The sequence below is a fragment of the Streptomyces sp. B15 genome (assembly GCF_018070605.1).
GTDB lineage: Bacteria > Actinomycetota > Actinomycetes > Streptomycetales > Streptomycetaceae > Streptomyces > Streptomyces smyrnaeus.
In genome coordinates, this window is record NZ_JAGPXJ010000092.1 from 1 (window position 1) to 15,582 (window position 15,582).

General features: G+C 71.3%; 5 protein-coding genes. 4 read left to right on the plus strand and 1 reads right to left on the minus strand.

Annotation, left to right across the window (positions count from 1 at the left end; translation table 11 throughout):
• A partial coding sequence (locus tag KBY19_RS36940) for a type I polyketide synthase (protein WP_282107129.1) occupies positions 1-10,670 on the minus strand: 10,670 nt, incomplete at its 3' end.
• Between the two features lie 224 nt (positions 10,671-10,894).
• Here KBY19_RS36940 and KBY19_RS29715 point away from each other — a divergent pair.
• From KBY19_RS29715 to KBY19_RS29730, 4 genes are read left to right on the plus strand one after another with little or no spacing between them, the layout of a single operon-like run.
• A complete protein-coding gene (locus tag KBY19_RS29715; RefSeq protein ID WP_210967077.1) occupies positions 10,895-11,887 on the plus strand; it encodes a putative sugar O-methyltransferase in 993 nt (330 codons plus the stop codon).
• A complete protein-coding gene (locus tag KBY19_RS29720; RefSeq protein WP_210956487.1) occupies positions 11,884-12,834 on the plus strand; it encodes an NAD(P)-dependent oxidoreductase in 951 nt (316 codons plus the stop codon). Before KBY19_RS29715 ends, KBY19_RS29720 begins: the two co-directional genes overlap by 4 nt.
• Positions 12,831-14,135 carry a lipopolysaccharide biosynthesis protein RfbH gene (rfbH, locus tag KBY19_RS29725; protein ID WP_210967078.1) on the plus strand — a complete coding sequence of 435 codons (1,305 nt, stop codon included), beginning with the start codon at positions 12,831-12,833 and terminating at the stop codon, positions 14,133-14,135. The genes KBY19_RS29720 and rfbH overlap by 4 nt, the downstream gene beginning before the upstream one ends.
• Positions 14,132-15,559 (plus strand): NDP-hexose 2,3-dehydratase family protein, encoded by a 1,428-nt coding sequence (locus KBY19_RS29730; RefSeq protein WP_307843662.1) that lies wholly within the window; start codon positions 14,132-14,134, stop codon positions 15,557-15,559. The genes rfbH and KBY19_RS29730 overlap by 4 nt, the downstream gene beginning before the upstream one ends.
• Positions 15,560-15,582: the final 23 nt, after the last annotated feature.

The following is a 15,582-nucleotide window of genomic DNA, read 5'->3' on the forward strand; positions in this document are numbered from 1 at the left end:
CCCGACTCCCACTCGACCTTCCCGGTGGGCTCGTCGATGTGCAGGGAGGCGGGCAGCACACCGTGCCGCATGGCCAGCACCGTCTTGATGACCCCCGCCACTCCTGCCGCGGCCTGGGTGTGCCCGATGTTGGACTTGACCGAGCCCAGCAGCAGCGGCCTGTCCGCCGACCGGTCCTGGCCGTACGTTGCCAGCAGCGCCTGAGCCTCGATCGGGTCGCCGAGCGCCGTGCCCGTGCCGTGCGCCTCGACGGCGTCCACCTCGGACGGCGTCAACCGGGCGTTGGCCAGCGCCTGGGCGATGACCCGCTGCTGAGCAGGCCCGTTGGGGGCGGTGAGGCCGTTGCTGGCACCGTCCTGGTTGACCGCCGAGCCCCGGATCACGGCCAGCACCTCGTGCCCGTTGCGCTGCGCGTCCGACAACCGCTCCAGCAGCAGCAGCCCCGCGCCCTCGCCCCACACCAGCCCGTCGGCTCCCGCCGCGAAGGCCTTGCAGCGCGCGTCGAACGCCATCCCGCGCTGCCGGGAGAACTCGACGAAGGCACCCGGCGTCGCCATCACCGTCACCCCGCCCGCGAGCGCCAGCTCGCACTCGCCCTGACGCAGCGCCTGACTGGCCAGATGGGTGGCGACCAGCGAGGACGAGCACGCCGTGTCCACCGTCACGGCCGGGCCCTCCAGCCCGAAGGTGTAGGCCACCCGGCCCGACACCACACTGCCGATGTTGCCGGTGGCGACGTAACCCTCCACATCGCTGGCGGTGATGTTCGTGAGCGACAGATAGTCCTGCGAGGTGACACCCGTGAACACGCCCGTTCCGCTGCCGCGCAGCGCCTCACGGTCGATGCCCGCGCTCTCCAGCGCCTCCCACGCGGTCTCCATGAGGATGCGCTGCTGCGGATCCATGGCCAGGGCCTCGCGCGGCGAGATGCCGAAGAAGCCCGCATCGAACCCGGCGGCGTCCTGGAGGAAGCCGCCCTCCCGCACATAGCTGGTGCCGGGGTGGTCCGGGTCGGGGTCGTAGATCAGCCCCAGATCCCAGTTGCGGTCGGACGGCATCGGCCCGATGGCGTCGCGTCCCTCCACGACCAGCTCCCACAGCTCCTCGGGGGAGTGCGCGGAACCGGGGAACCGGCAGGCCATGCCCACGATCGCGATCGGCTCGTCCTGCGCGACCGTGCCGACATCCACCGCTGTTCGGGCCACCTCCGTACGCCCGCCGGTCAGTTCCTCCCGGAGATACGCGGCCACCGCCTGCGGCGTGGGGTGGTCGAACACCAGCGACGCCGGCAGCTCGAGCCCACTGGCAGCGCTCAACCGATTGCGCAGCTCGACGGCCGTGAGCGAGTCGAAGCCCAACTCCTGGAACGGCTGCCCTGACGGTACGGCGTCCGGGCCCGAGTGCCCGAGCACGGCGGCGGCCTGCGCCCGCACCAGGCGCAGCACCAGATGCTGCTGCTGAGCGGGCGAACTGTCGGCAAGCTGCCGCTGGAGCGGGTGAGAGCCGCCGTCGTGGACCGCTCCAGCGGTGTCCTGACTCCCGTCGCCCTCGCCGGGCAGGGAGAGATCGGCCAGCAGCGGACTGGGCCGCTGCGTGGCGAAGGCGGCGGGGAACTTCCGCCAGTCGATGTCCGCGACCGTGACGGCGGTGTCGCCGTGCTCGACCGCGAGCCGCAACGCCGCAACCGCCCGATCGGGCGCCAACGGGGCGAGACCCAGATGCTCGAAATAGGTGACCGCCGCCTCGTCGGCCGCCATCCCCGTGTCACCCCAAGGGCCCCACGCCACACTGGTGGCGGGCAGCCCGAGACCACGGCGGTGCTCGGCGAGGGCGTCCAGGTAGGCGTTGGCGGCGGCGTACGCGCCCTGCCGGGCACTGCCCCAGACAGCGGCCCCGGAGGAGAACAGTACGAAGGCGCTCAGGTCCAGGCCCGGATCACGGGTGAGCTCGTGCAGCAGGGCCGCCGCGTGCGCCTTCCCCCGCAGCGCCTCCGCGAGCTGAGCGGGCCGCAGCTCGGCCAGCGGCGCGATGTCCGCCACACCCGCCGCGTGGAACACGGCCTTCAGCGGACAGGCGTCCGGAACGGCGGTGAGAAGCTGCCGCAGCGCCTCCGGGTCGGAGACGTCACAGGCCCGGACGGTGACCTCGGTACCCAGCGCACGCAACTCGTCGACGAGTTCAGCAGCGCCCGGAGCGTCCGGACCGCTGCGGGAGGCCAGAAGTACATGCGGCGCACCGAACTCCGCGAGCCGGCGCGCGAGCAGCATGCCCAGCGCCCCGGTGCCGCCCGTGATGAGCGTGGTGCCCTCGGCACCCCAGACGCCGCTGTCGCCGTCGCCCCGGGAAACCGGCGCGTGGCGCAGACGGCGCGCGAGGATCCCACAGGAGCGGATGGCCACCTGGTCCTCGGGCTGACCACGCGTCAGCACTCCTGCCAGCCGCGTATGCGTACGGTCGTCGACGGCCACCGGAAGATCGACGAGCCCGCCCCAGCGCTCGGGATGTTCGAGCGCGGCGACCCGGCCCAGCCCCCACAGTTGCGCCTGATCCGGGTGCGGCAGCGGTTCACCGGGCAACGCGGAGACCGCGCCCTGGGTCAGACACCACAACGGCGCCTCGATCCCCGCGTCCCCGAGCGCCTGGACCAGCGCCGTCGCCGCCGCCAGGCCGGCGGACAGCTCCGGATGCCCCGGGAGCCGGGACCGGTCGAGCCCGAACAGGCAGAGCACTCCCGCCGGAGTGTCCTCCGCCGCCAGCGTCGCCGCCTTGTCGACCAGCAGGTCACGATCGGCCGCCGCGACATCCACCTCACAGACGCGCGCCTCGGCACCGTACTCACCGAGGGCACGGACAGCCGTCCGGGCAGCCTCTTCCTGCGCGGCGGAAGTGAACACCCACCATGTGCCGCTCAGCACAGGCGCGTTCTCCTCCGGCAGTTGCTTCCAGTCGACCCGGTAGCGCCACTCGTCCAGCACGGCACGCTCGCGCCGCCGCTGCCGCCATTCCGCCAGCACGGGCAGCAACTCGCTCAGCATCGGCTGCTGCTCCTCGGACGAGCCGAGCGTGTGCGTCAGAGCTTCGAGATCCCCGCGCTCGACGGCATCCCAGAACGGCGAGTCGTCCCCCGGCCCGGCTGCCTCGATGTCTTCGGCGGGGTGTCCGGGTGCGAGCCAGTAGTGCTGGCGTTGGAAGGCGTAGGTGGGTAGGTCGATGGTGGGTCCGGGTGGGAACCAGGGGGTCCAGTCGATGTCGTGGCCGTGGGTGTGGAGCTGGGCGAGGGCGTGGGCGAGGGCGCGTGTCTCGGGTTGTTTGGCGGTGAGGGTGCAGAGGGTGAGGGGGTTGTCTTCGAGGGTGTGTTGGGTGGCGGTGGTCAGGACGGGGTCGGGGCCGAGTTCGAGGTAGGTGTGGGTGCCCAGGTGGGTGAGGGCGGGGGCGAAGTGGACCGGCTGGCGGATGTGGTCGCACCAGTAGCCGGGAGTGGTGATGTGTTCGTCGGCGGGCCGCCCGGTCAGGTTGCTGATCAACGGAAGCGTGGGCTGGTGGAACTGGACCTGCTCAATAGCCTGGCGGAAGTCTTCCAGCATCGGTTCCATCAACGGGGAGTGGAAGGCGTGGCTGACCGCCAGCCGTTTGGTCTTTCGACCTCGGGCTTTCCATTCCGCCGCGAGTTGCAGCACGGGTTCCTCGGGGCCGGAGATGACGGTGCTGGTGGGTGTGTTCAGCGCGGCAACCGCCACACCCTCGGGCAGGTCGAGTTCCTCGGCACCGGCTTCGACGGCCACCATCGCTCCGCCCTCGGGCAGGGCCCCCATCAGCGTGGCGCGGGCGGCCACCAGCGTGCAGGCGTCTTCCAGCGAGAACACCCCGGCGATGTGCGCGGCACTCACCTCGCCGATGGAGTGGCCCACCACCGCATCCGGCCGCACCCCGAACGATTCGAGCAACCGTGCCAGCCCCACCTGCAGCGCAAACAACCCCGCCTGCGCACACGTCGTGTGCTCCAACCGCTCCGCACTGCCCTCGAACACCACCTCCCGCAACGAAACGCCCAGGTGCGGGTCCAGCAGTCCACAGACCTGGTCGAAAGCCTCAGCGAACACGGGAAAGCGCGCATACAACTCCGCGCCCATGCCGACGCGCTGGCTGCCCTGGCCGCTGAACAGCCACACCAGCCCACCGTCGCCCACCCGCTCGCCCGGGCCGATCACATCCGGGTGCGGCTCACCAGCAGCCAGCGCCCGCACACCCGCACGCAACTCCTCCCCACCCGCACCCAGCACCACCGCCCGCTGCTCGAACAGTGTCCGGGAGGTCACCAGCGAACGACCCACCGCGCCCACCGCACCCGACACCTGGGCCAGGGCTGCTGCCTGCCCCCGCAGCGCTTCCGCGCCCCGCGCCGAGATGACCCACGGCACCACCCCGGTGACATCGGCCCCCACCTGTGCGGGTTCCGCGACCGGTGGCTCCTCCAGGATCAGATGTGCGTTCGTGCCCGAGATACCGAACGAGGAGACACCCGCCCGGCGCGGGCGCTCTCCTCCCGGCCACTCCACCGCATCCCGCAGCAGCCGAACTGCTCCCGACTCCCAGTCCACGTGCGGCGAGGGCTCATCGATGTGCAACGACGCGGGCAGCACACCATGCCGCATCGCCTGCACCACCTTGATGACACCCGCAACCCCAGCCGCAGCCTGGGTGTGACCGATGTTCGACTTGACCGACCCCAGCCACAACGGCCGATCCGCCGCCCGCTCCTGCCCATACGTCGCCAACAACGCCTGCGCCTCAATAGGGTCACCCAGCGTCGTGCCCGTCCCATGGCCCTCGACCACATCCACATCAGCAGCCGACAACCGGGCACCCGCCAACGCCTGCCGGATCACCCGCTCCTGCGAAGGACCGTTCGGCGCCGTCAAACCGTTGCTGGTGCCGTCCTGGTTCACGGCCGAGCCCCGCAATACGGCCAGTACGCGGTGGCCGTTGCGCTGGGCGTCGGACAGTCGTTCCAGCAGGACCAGCCCGACGCCCTCGCCCCAGCCCGTGCCGTCCGCCCCGGCGGCGTACGGTTTGCAGCGGCCGTCCCGTGCGAGGCCGCGCTGACGCGAGAACTCGACGAATGTCGCAGGCGTGGCCATCACCGCGACGCCACCGGCCAATGCCAGTTCGCACTCGCCCTGGCGCAGCGCCTGGGCCGCCAGATGCATCGCGACCAGCGACGACGAACACGCCGTGTCCACCGTCATCGCGGGCCCCTCCAGGCCGAAGGAGTAGGCGAGCCGGCCGGACATGACGCTCGGTGTGCCGCCCGCGAGCAGGAAGCCCTCGACATCGGGGGCGGCCGCACTGCCGCCGGAGCCGTATCCCTGGAAGGTGCCGCCCGTGAAGATCCCGGTGTTGCTGCCCTGGAGCGAGGCGCGGTCGAGGCCGGCGTTTTCGAAGGTCTCCCAGGCGGTCTCCAGCAGCAGTCGCTGCTGCGGGTCCATGGCCAGCGCCTCACGCGGGCTGATGCCGAAGAACGCCGCGTCGAACCTGGCCGCGTCGTGGAGGAAGCCGCCCTCGCGTACGTAGCTGGTGCCACGGTGGTCGGGGTCGGGGTCGTAGACCGCGTCCAGGTCCCAACCGCGATCGGTGGGCAGCCCGGATATGGCATCCCTGCCCTGCGCGACGAGGTCCCACAGTTCGTCCGGTGTACGGACGCCTCCGGGAAAGCGGCACGCCATGCTCACAATGGCGATCGGCTCGTCGCTCGGTGCCGCGTCGGCTGCCGAGCCCCGCCGTCCCTGAGTGGCCGCGTCGCCGGCATCTGTCGTCGTACCGCACAGCCGTGTGCGCAGGTATCCGGCGAGTGCCTGGGGCGTGGGGTGGTCGAAAACAGCGGTGGGCGGAAGGTTCTCGCCGGTCAGCGCGGTGAGCTGGTTGCGGAGCTCGACGGCGGTGAGTGAGTCGAAGCCCAGTTCCTGGAACGGCCGGGAGGGTGGGAGCGCCGTCGGGTCCGGGTGGCCCAGGACCGTGGCGGCACGGGCCTGGACGTGCTGCAGGAGGATCCGGAGCTGCTGCGCGGGTGTGCTGTCGGCGAGTTCCCGGTGCAGCGGACCGTCGGGCGAGGCATTACCGGAGTTCCCGAGGGCCTCGGAGTGCTGCTCCGTGCCGGTGCCGGTGGTCGTGCCGGTGGTCGTGGTCAGACCGCTGAGCAGCGGGCTGGGGCGCTGCGCGGCAAAGGCCGCGGAGAACTTCTCCCAGTCGACGTCGGCGACAGTCAGAGTGGTGTCACCGCTGCTGAGCGCTTGGTGCAGACATGTGGTGGCGAGACCGGGGTCGAGCGGCGCGAGACCGCGTTTGCTGAGGTAGGCGAGTGTTTTCTGATCCGCGGCCATGCCGATCTCGCCCCAGGGACCCCAGGCCACACTGGTGGCGGGCAGTCCGAGGCCGCGGCGGTGTTCGGCGAGGGCGTCGAGGTAGGTGTTGGCGGCGGCGTACGCGCCTTGTCTGCCGCTGCCCCAGGTCGCGGCGTTGGACGAGAACAGCACGAAGGCACTCAGGTCCAGGTTCCGCGTCAACTCGTGCAGATGCGCCGCCGCCAGGGCCTTCGAGCTCAACTGGCGGTGCAGGGCCTCCGCGTCCAGTTCGGCCACGGGCCCGATCTCGGCCGTACCGGCGGCGTGGAAGACGGCGGTGAGCGGATACGACTCGGGCACGCCGTCGAGCAGCCGTCGTACGGCCTCACGGTCGGACACGTCACATGCCTCGACGGTGATCTGGGTGCCCAAGGCGCGTAGCTCTTGGACCAGTTCGGTGGTGCCGGGTGCGTCGGGCCCGCTGCGGGAGACGAGAAGGAGGTGCGGCGCGCCGTGCTCCGCGAGCCGGCGGGCCAGGTGGGCCCCGAGTCCGCCGGTGCCGCCGGTGACGAGTGTGGTCCCCTCGGGCCGCCACGTGGCGTCGAGGCCCTGCGAGGCGGGTGCCCGTCGGAGGCGTCGCACGTAGCTGCCGGATCCCCGAAGGGCCACCTGGTCCTCGGACGGTTCCTCGGCACGGTCTTCGGCAAGCAGTGCGGCCAGTCGGTCGGCGGCTCGGGAGTCGAGTTCCGTCGGCAGGTCGACCAGGCCGCCCCAGCGCTGGGGATGTTCGAGTGCGGCCACCCGGCCCAGGCCCCAGACCGGCGCCTGGGCCGGGTGGGGGAGCGGCTCATCAGGCGAGACGGATACCGCGCCCTGCGTCACGCACCACATGGGAGCTTCGACCTCCGCGTCGCCGAGAGCCTGGAACAGTGCCGTCGTCGCCGCGAGTCCGGCCGGGACCGCCGGGTGCTCCGGGAGGAACGCACCGCCGTCCAAGGGCAGCAGGCACAGCACACCCGCCGGTGAGTCGTCGCCGGTCGCTTCGGTTGCCTCGGTGGCGGCCTCGGTCGTCCCGGTCGCTTCGGTCCGCGCGCTCGTCAGCTCGGCCACCTGGGCGGCCAGCACGGCACGGTCGGCCGTCGCGACATCCACCTGGTGGACACGCGGCTCCGCGCCGTGCTTCCGCAGCGCCTGCACGGACATCCGTACGGCCGGGTCCTCCTCGCTCCCGGTGGGGACGAACACCAGCCAGGTACCGCGCGGGCCGGTCGACTGCTTCCGGTCTCCGACAGGCAGCGGCGACCAGACGACCCGGTACCGCCACGAGTCCAGCCGTGCTTCTTGCCGTCGCCGACGCCGCCAGTCGGCCAGGATCGGCAGCGCGGGGCGGAGCGTGTCTACGGCCTCGCTGTCGTCACTGAGCCGCAGGCCGCTCGCCAGTGCCTCGACGTCCAGCTTCTCGACGGCCTGCCAGAGCTGTGCTTCCTCCGCTTCCAGTTCGCTGCCCCGCGGGGCGTGCACGCTCGGCGGCGCCAACCAGAACCGCTGGTGCTGGAACGCGTATGTCGGCAGTGCGACGGCACGCGGGCGCCGCTCCCCGCCGTGGCCGTCCACGACGGTCGCCCAGTCCACGTCCGACCCGGAGGTGTGCAGCCGGGCCAGGGCGTGCAGGAGTCCGGTCACCTCGGGCCGCTTCCGGGACAGGGTCGGTACGACCGACGGCTCCAGCCCGTCGTCCCGGCTGTCGGCGACACGGTGGTGCCGGAGGGTGTGCTGGGTGGCGGTGGCCAGTACCGGATCGGGGCCCAGCTCCAGATAGGTGCCCGCGTCGTGGGCGGTCCGAGCGATGGCCGGGGCGAAGTGGACCGGCTGGCGGATGTGCTCGCACCAGTAGCCGGGGGTGGCGATGCGCTCGTCGGCGGGCCGCCCGGTCAGGTTGCTGATCAACGGGAGGGAGGGTGGCTGGTAGTCCAGGCCCTCGACGGCCTGGCGGAAGTCCTCCAGCATCGGTTCCATCAACGGGGAGTGGAAAGCGTGACTGACCGACAGCCGCTTGGTCTTACGACCCCAGGACTTCCACTCCGCCGCCAGCTCCAGCACCGGTTCCTCCGGACCGGAGATGACGGTGCTGGTGGGCGTGTTCAGCGCGGCAACCGCCACACCCTCGGGCAGGTCGAGTTCCTCGGCACCGGCTTCGACGGCCACCATCGCTCCGCCCTCGGGCAGCGCCCCCATCAACGTCGCCCGGGCGGCCACCAGCGTGCAGGCGTCCTCCAGCGAGAACACCCCGGCCACATAGGCTGCCGTCACCTCGCCGATGGAGTGGCCCACCACCGCATCCGGCCGCACCCCGAACGACTCGAGCAACCGCGCCAGCCCCACCTGCAGCGCAAACAACCCCGCCTGCGCACACGTCGTGTGCTCCAACCGTTCCGCACTGCCCTCGAACACCACCTCCCGCAACGAAACACCCAACTGCGGGTCCAGCAACCCACACACCTGGTCGAAAGCCTCAGCGAACACGGGAAAGCGCGCATACAGCTCGGCGCCCATACCCACGCGCTGGCTGCCCTGTCCGCTGAACAGCCACACCAGCCCACCACCGGGGGCTTGGCCAGAAGAGATCACCGACGGGTGCGGCTCACCAGCGGCCAGCGCCCGCACACCCGCAAGCATCTCCTCCCCGCCCGCACCCAGCACCACCGCCCGCTGCTCGAAGACCGAGCGGGTGGTGGCCAGCGACCAGCCGACGTCCTGTGCGTCCGGACCGGGGCCCGGACCGGGGGCCGGGTCGGTGGCCAGCCAGTCGGCCAGGCGCCGAGCCTGGCCCCGCAGTGCGTCCGCTGTACGCCCCGACAGGACCCACGGCATCACTTCCGCGGCCCGCTCGGACGCATGGCCGGACGGTGGCGATCCGAGGTGGGCGGGTGACGAGGGTTCTTCCTCGTCGGCCTCCTCCAGGATCAGATGGGCGTTCGTGCCGGAGATGCCGAACGACGAGACGCCGGCGCGGCGCGGGCCTTCCCCGCGTGGCCAGTCGCGTGGCTCCGTCAGCAGTTCGACAGCCCCCGAGCTCCAGTCCACCTCGGGGGTGGGCTCGCTCAGGTGCAGGGAGGCGGGCAGCGTCCCGTGCCGCATGGCCAGCACCATCTTGATGACACCTGCTGCCCCGGCGGCCATCTGGGTGTGGCCGATGTTGGACTTCACCGAACCGAGCCAGAGCGGGCGTCCTTCCGGCCGCTCCCGGCCGTAGGTGGCGAGCAGTGCCTGGGCCTCGATCGGGTCGCCGAGGGTGGTGCCCGTGCCGTGGGCCTCTACGGTGTCGACGTCGGCCGCCGTCAGCCGCGCGTCGGCGAGTGCTTCGGTGATGACCCGCTGCTGGGCAGGCCCGTTGGGTGCGGTGAGGCCGTTGCTGGTGCCGTCCTGGTTGATCGCGGAGCCGCGTATGACGGCCAGCACCTGGTGCCCGTTGCGCCGTGCGTCCGACAGCCGCTCCAACAGGAGGATGCCGACGCCCTCGGACATGGTCATACCGTCCGCGTGCGCGGAGAACGCCTTGGACCTGCCGTCGGGTGCGAGCACACCGAGGTCGGCGAAGCCGACGAAGGGCGCGGACGAGGACATCACCGCGACCCCGCCCGCAAGTGCGAGGGAGCATTCCGACTGTCGTAGCGAGCGGGACGCCAGGTGGAGGGCGACGGAGGCGGAGGAGCAGGCGGTGTCCACCGTGACCGCGGCGCCCTGCAGGCCGAGGAGGTAGGCCACCCGGCCGGACACCACGCTGGCGGTGTTGCCGATGGTGAAGTAGCCGGCGGATCCGTCCGGTACCTGGGACGGGTCGGAGTAGTAGTCCAGGTGGTCGCAGCCGATGAAGGTGCCGGTGCGGCTGCCGCGCAGCGACTGCGGGTCGATGCCCGCGTGCTCGATGGCCTCCCAGCAGGCCTCCAGGGCCAGCCGCTGCTGCGGAGCCATGCCGATGGCCTCGCGTGGCGAGATCCCGAAGAACGCGGCGTCGAATCCGGCGACGTCGTCCAGGAAGCCGCCCTGCGTGGTGTTGCTGGTGCCGGGGTGCTGCGGGTCGGGGTCGTAGAGGGCTTCCAGATCCCAGTTGCGGTCCTCCGGCAACCAGCCGATGGCGTCCCCGCCCTGTGCCACCAGGTCCCACAGCTCCTCGGGCGAGCGTACGCCGCCGGGGAACCGGCAGGCCATGCCGACGATCGCGATGGGCTCGCGGCCGGCTGCCTCGACCTCCTTCAACCGGCGCTGTGCGGTGCGCAGATCCGTGGTGGCGCGCTTGAGGTAGTCGAGGAGCTTCTCTTCGTTGTTCGCCATGGCCCGCCTTGTCGCCACTCCGCTGATGGTCGGGTGCTGGTGTTGTGGGACCACCACTCTCGGTGCGGTTCTAAAGGGCGGCTAACCCGGTGCTTTCGCCCGCCGGTGCCGGGCTGCGCCGTCGTGGCCGGTGGCTTCCGGCGGAATCCGGGGGTTAGACGGGCTTTAGGAGCGGCGGTGACGCTGGGCGGCAGGCAGCCGAGCGGCGAGGGCGGGAGAGTGGGATGGCACAGGGTTTGCAGGCGAGTCGGCAGTGGCAGCGCATCAGCGAGCTGTGGGTCACCGAAGAGGCGTCCGCCGATCTGACCGACTTCAAGTCGGACCCGAGGAATTTCCATCTCGCACTCTGGGATCCGACGACGAACGGAGTGCGGTATCTCAAGGCGCTGCTGTACGAGCTCGCCACCCGGCTGACCCCGGAGGAATGGGCGAGGATCGAGAAGGTGCGCAACCGCGAGGTGGGGAACCCGATCGCGGTCCGTATCGACGGAAAGTCCGTGTGCCTGGACTACCTGCAGGCCTCGCAGGAGCTGGGATTCATCGAGAAGGCCGTCGAGCTGCGTGGCGCCCGCGTCCTGGAGATCGGTGCCGGGTACGGGCGGGTGTGCCACGCGATGCTCTCCAATTACGACCTCGCCGAGTACTGCATCGTCGACCTGAAGAACACACTGGGACTGAGCCGTCGCTATCTGCGCGAGGTGCTGGACGACAAGCAGTTCGCGAAGGTGCGGTTCATCCCCGTGGACGATGACGTGGCAGCCGCGCTGGAGTCGTCCCGCTTCGATCTGTGCGTCAATGTGCACTCGTTCACGGAGATGGCTCCGGAAACGGTGACGGAGTATCTGAGGATCATCGACCGTGTCTGCACGGGGTTCTTCGTGAAGAACCCCGTCGGGAAGTATCTCGACAAGAGCATGGACGGTTACCGGAAGGGCGACGAAGCCGTGCAGATGGCGCTGGAGAACGGGCCTCTTCGGCAGCTGCTCGACATTCACGACACCGAGGCCGTCAAGGCGGCCGTGCCCGCCTTCCTCGACGCCTACCGGCCCGGTCACGCGTGGACCTGCGTCAGGGAGGGCCGCGGTATTCCGTGGAGCTATTTCTGGCAGGCCGTCTACACCAAGAACGACGGTGGCACCAACGGCGAGGGCGGCGGCACGAATGGTGAGGGCGGCGGCAACGGCGAGGGCGGCACGAACGGCAGCGCCGGCCAGTGACCGGTGGGCCGGTCCTCGTACTGGGTGGCTCCGGCTATCTGGGACGGCACATCTGCACGGCGTTCACCTCGGTCGGTGCCACCGTCGTACGGGTGTCCCGCCCCGCATCGCAGGACGGGCCCGACGCGGGGGGCCTCAGCACCGTGCGGCTGGATCTGGCGGCCGCCGACACGGCCGAGTTGGCCCGGCTGTGCGCCGACACCGGGGCCCGGGTGCTGGTCAATGCCTCCGGCGCGGTCTGGGGCGGCACCGAGGAGGAGATGGCCGCGCTCAACGCCGACCTCGTCGACCGGCTGACCGCCGCGGTCGCCGGGCTGCCCAGCCCGCCGCGCCTCATCCAGCTCGGCAGCGCCTATGAGTACGGACCGGCCCGCCACGGGCAGGCGATCGACGAGAACTGGCCGCTGGACCCGGCCACCGCGTACGGGCGCACGAAGCTGCGCGGCTCGCAGACGGTGCTGCGGGCCGCGGCCGAGCGGGGGCTCGACGGAGTGGTGCTGCGGGTCTCGGTGGCCTGCGGGCCGGGTGCGCCCCGCGCCGGCCTCACCGGTCTGGTGGCCGCGGAGCTGGCCGCGGGCAAGGAGGAGCTGCGCCTCGCGCCGCTGCGTGCCTACCGCGACCTGGTCGACGTACGCGATGTCGCCCAGGCCGTCCTCGCGACCGCGCGGGCACCCGCGCGCACCGTCGCCGGTCAGGTCGTCAACATCGGGCGGGGGGCGGCCGTTCCCGTGCGCCGGCTCGTCGATCTGCTGATCGGCTACAGCGGCCGCCCGCTGCGGGTCGTGGAGGAGCGGACGGCGGCGGAGTCACGCTCCGACCTGCCCTGGCTGCTGCTCGACGTCTCGCGGGCGCGGCGGCTGCTGGGCTGGACCCCGCGCCGCAGCCTGGAGGACTCACTGAGGGATCTGCTCGCGGACGCGGGCGGCCAAGGGAGGGACGGACGATGAACGAACGGGCCGCACACATCCTCGACGAGGTCCGCAAATACCACCAGGACGCCCAGGACGGGGGCGGCTTCGTCCCGGGCGTCACCGAGATCTGGCCGTCCGGCGCCGTGCTGGACGAGGAGGACAGGGCGGCACTGGTCGAGGCGGCCTTGGACATGCGGATCGCCGCCGGACGCAGCTCGCGCAGGTTCGAGTCGGCCTTCGCCCGCAGGATGAAGCGGCGCAAGGCCCATCTGACCAACTCCGGCTCCTCGGCGAACCTCCTCGCGGTCTCCTCGCTGACCTCCCCGCTGCTCGGCGACCGCAGGCTCAGGCCCGGCGACGAGGTGCTGACGGTCGCGGCGGGCTTCCCCACCACCGTCAACCCGATCCTGCAGAACGGCCTGGTGCCGGTCTTCGTCGACGTCGAGCTGCGGACGTACAACACCACCGTCGAGCGGCTCGAACAGGCCATCGGGCCGCGCACCCGGGCCATCATCATGGCGCACACCCTCGGCAACCCCTTCGAGGCGGCGGAGGTCGCCCGGCTCGCCGAGGACCACGACCTGCTGCTGATCGAGGACACCTGCGACGCGGTGGGGTCGACCTACGACGGCCGACCGGCCGGCACCTTCGGCGATCTGGCCACTGTCAGCTTCTACCCGGCCCACCATCTGACCACGGGGGAGGGCGGCTGTGTGCTCACCTCGAACCTGGTGCTGGCCCGGATCGTGGAGTCGCTGCGGGACTGGGGCCGCGACTGCTGGTGCGAGCCGGGGGAGAACGACACCTGTCACAAGCGGTTCGGCTACCAGATGGGGACCCTGCCGGCCGGCTACGACCACAAGTACATCTTCTCCCACGTGGGCTACAACCTGAAGGCGACCGATCTGCAGGGCGCCCTGGGGCTCAGCCAGTTGGACAAGCTCGACCACTTCTGCTCGGTGCGGCGGCGCAACTGGCGGCGGTTGCGCGAGAGCCTGGACGGACTGCCGTGGCTGGTGCTGCCCGAGGCGACACCGCGCAGCGATCCGAGCTGGTTCGGATTCGCGCTGACCGTCGTCCCCGAGGCTCCGTTCAGCCGTGCGGCGCTGGTCGACTTCCTGGAGTCGCGCAGGATCGGCACCCGCAGGTTGTTCGCCGGGAACCTCACCCGCCACCCTGCCTACATCGACCAGCCGCACCGGGTGTCGGGCGAGCTGACCAACAGCGACACCGTCACCGAGCAGACCTTCTGGATCGGTGTCTACCCGGCCCTCACCGAAGAGATGATCGACTATGTCGCCGCCTCCATCGCGGAGTTCGTCAGGAGCCACGGGTGAGCGCCCCGACGCGCGCACCCGCCGCGGCGAACACGCGTCCCCCGATCCGGGCCCGCCAGGACGCCGGCCTGGCGGCTCGTGTCGCACGCTCGGCTGCCACGGCAGCGGGCCCGGCGGCTGACCTGGACGAGATCCTCGGATGGCTGGAGAGCCGGCGCCGGGCCGTCCCGTTCGCCGTGGACCGCATACCGTTCGCCGATCTGGACGGCTGGTCGTTCGCCCCCGACACCGGCAACCTGGTGCACCGCAGCGGCAAGTTCTTCACGGTCGAGGGGCTGCGGGCCGCCGTCGACGACCGGCAGTGGTGCCAGCCGATCATCTGCCAGCCGGAGGTCGGCATCCTCGGCGTCCTCGCCAAGGAGTTCGACGGAGTGCTGCACTTTTTGCTGCAGGCCAAGATGGAGCCCGGCAACCCCAACCTCCTCCAGCTCTCGCCGACCGTCCAGGCCACCCGCAGCAACTACACCAAGGTCCACAGGGGCGCGTCCGTGCGCTATCTCGACCACTTCACGGCCCCGGCCGAGGGCAGTGTGCTCTCCGACGTGCTCCAGTCCGAGCACGGCTCGTGGTTCTACCGCAAGCGCAACCGCAACATGATCGTCGAGGTGACCGACGACGTCCCGCCGCACGAGGACTTCCGCTGGCTGACCCTCGGCCAGATCGCCGAGCTGCTGCGCCACGACCTGGTGGTCAACATGGACGCGCGGTCCGTGCTCGCCGGAGTGCCGGTGCAGGTCGCGCCGCGCGCCGTGCACTCCGACATCGAGCTGCTCTCCTGGCTGGTGGAACAGCGCGCCGCGGTCCAGGCCTCGGCCGAGCGTTCCCCTCTCGCCGAGGTGCCCGGCTGGCTGCGTGCCCCGCACTCGATCGACCACGTGGACCACCGCTACTTCCGGATCGTGGCCGTCTCGGTGCGCGCGAGCAGCCGCGAGGTGGCCGCGTGGACGCAGCCGCTCCTCGAACCGCGCGGCCAAGGCCTCGTCGCCTTTCTGAGCCGCGACTTCGGCGGTGTCCCGCACGTGCTCGTCAGCGCCCGCGCGGAGGGCGGTCTGCTCGACACCGCCGAGCTGGGTCCCACCGTCCAGTGCACCCCCGACAACTATGCGCATCTGCCGGCCGGACAGCGACCGCCGTTCCTCGACGCGGTGCGGACGGCCGACCCGTCCCGGATCCGCTACTCGGCACTGCACTCCGAAGAGGGCGGCCGGTTCCTGGACTCGGTCAGCCGCTATCTCGTCGTCGAAGCGGAGGACGGGCAGGAGCCGCCCGGCTTCCGCTGGATGTCGCACGGCCAGCTGGCCGCGCTCGCCCAGCACAGCCACTACGTCAACGTCCAGGCCCGTACCCTGCTGACCTGTCTGCACGCGACGCCCTCCGGGGAGGGGCCGGACGGAGGACCGAACGGATGGGCCGCGGTCCGGTGACGGTACGGCACGCGGCCGTGCGC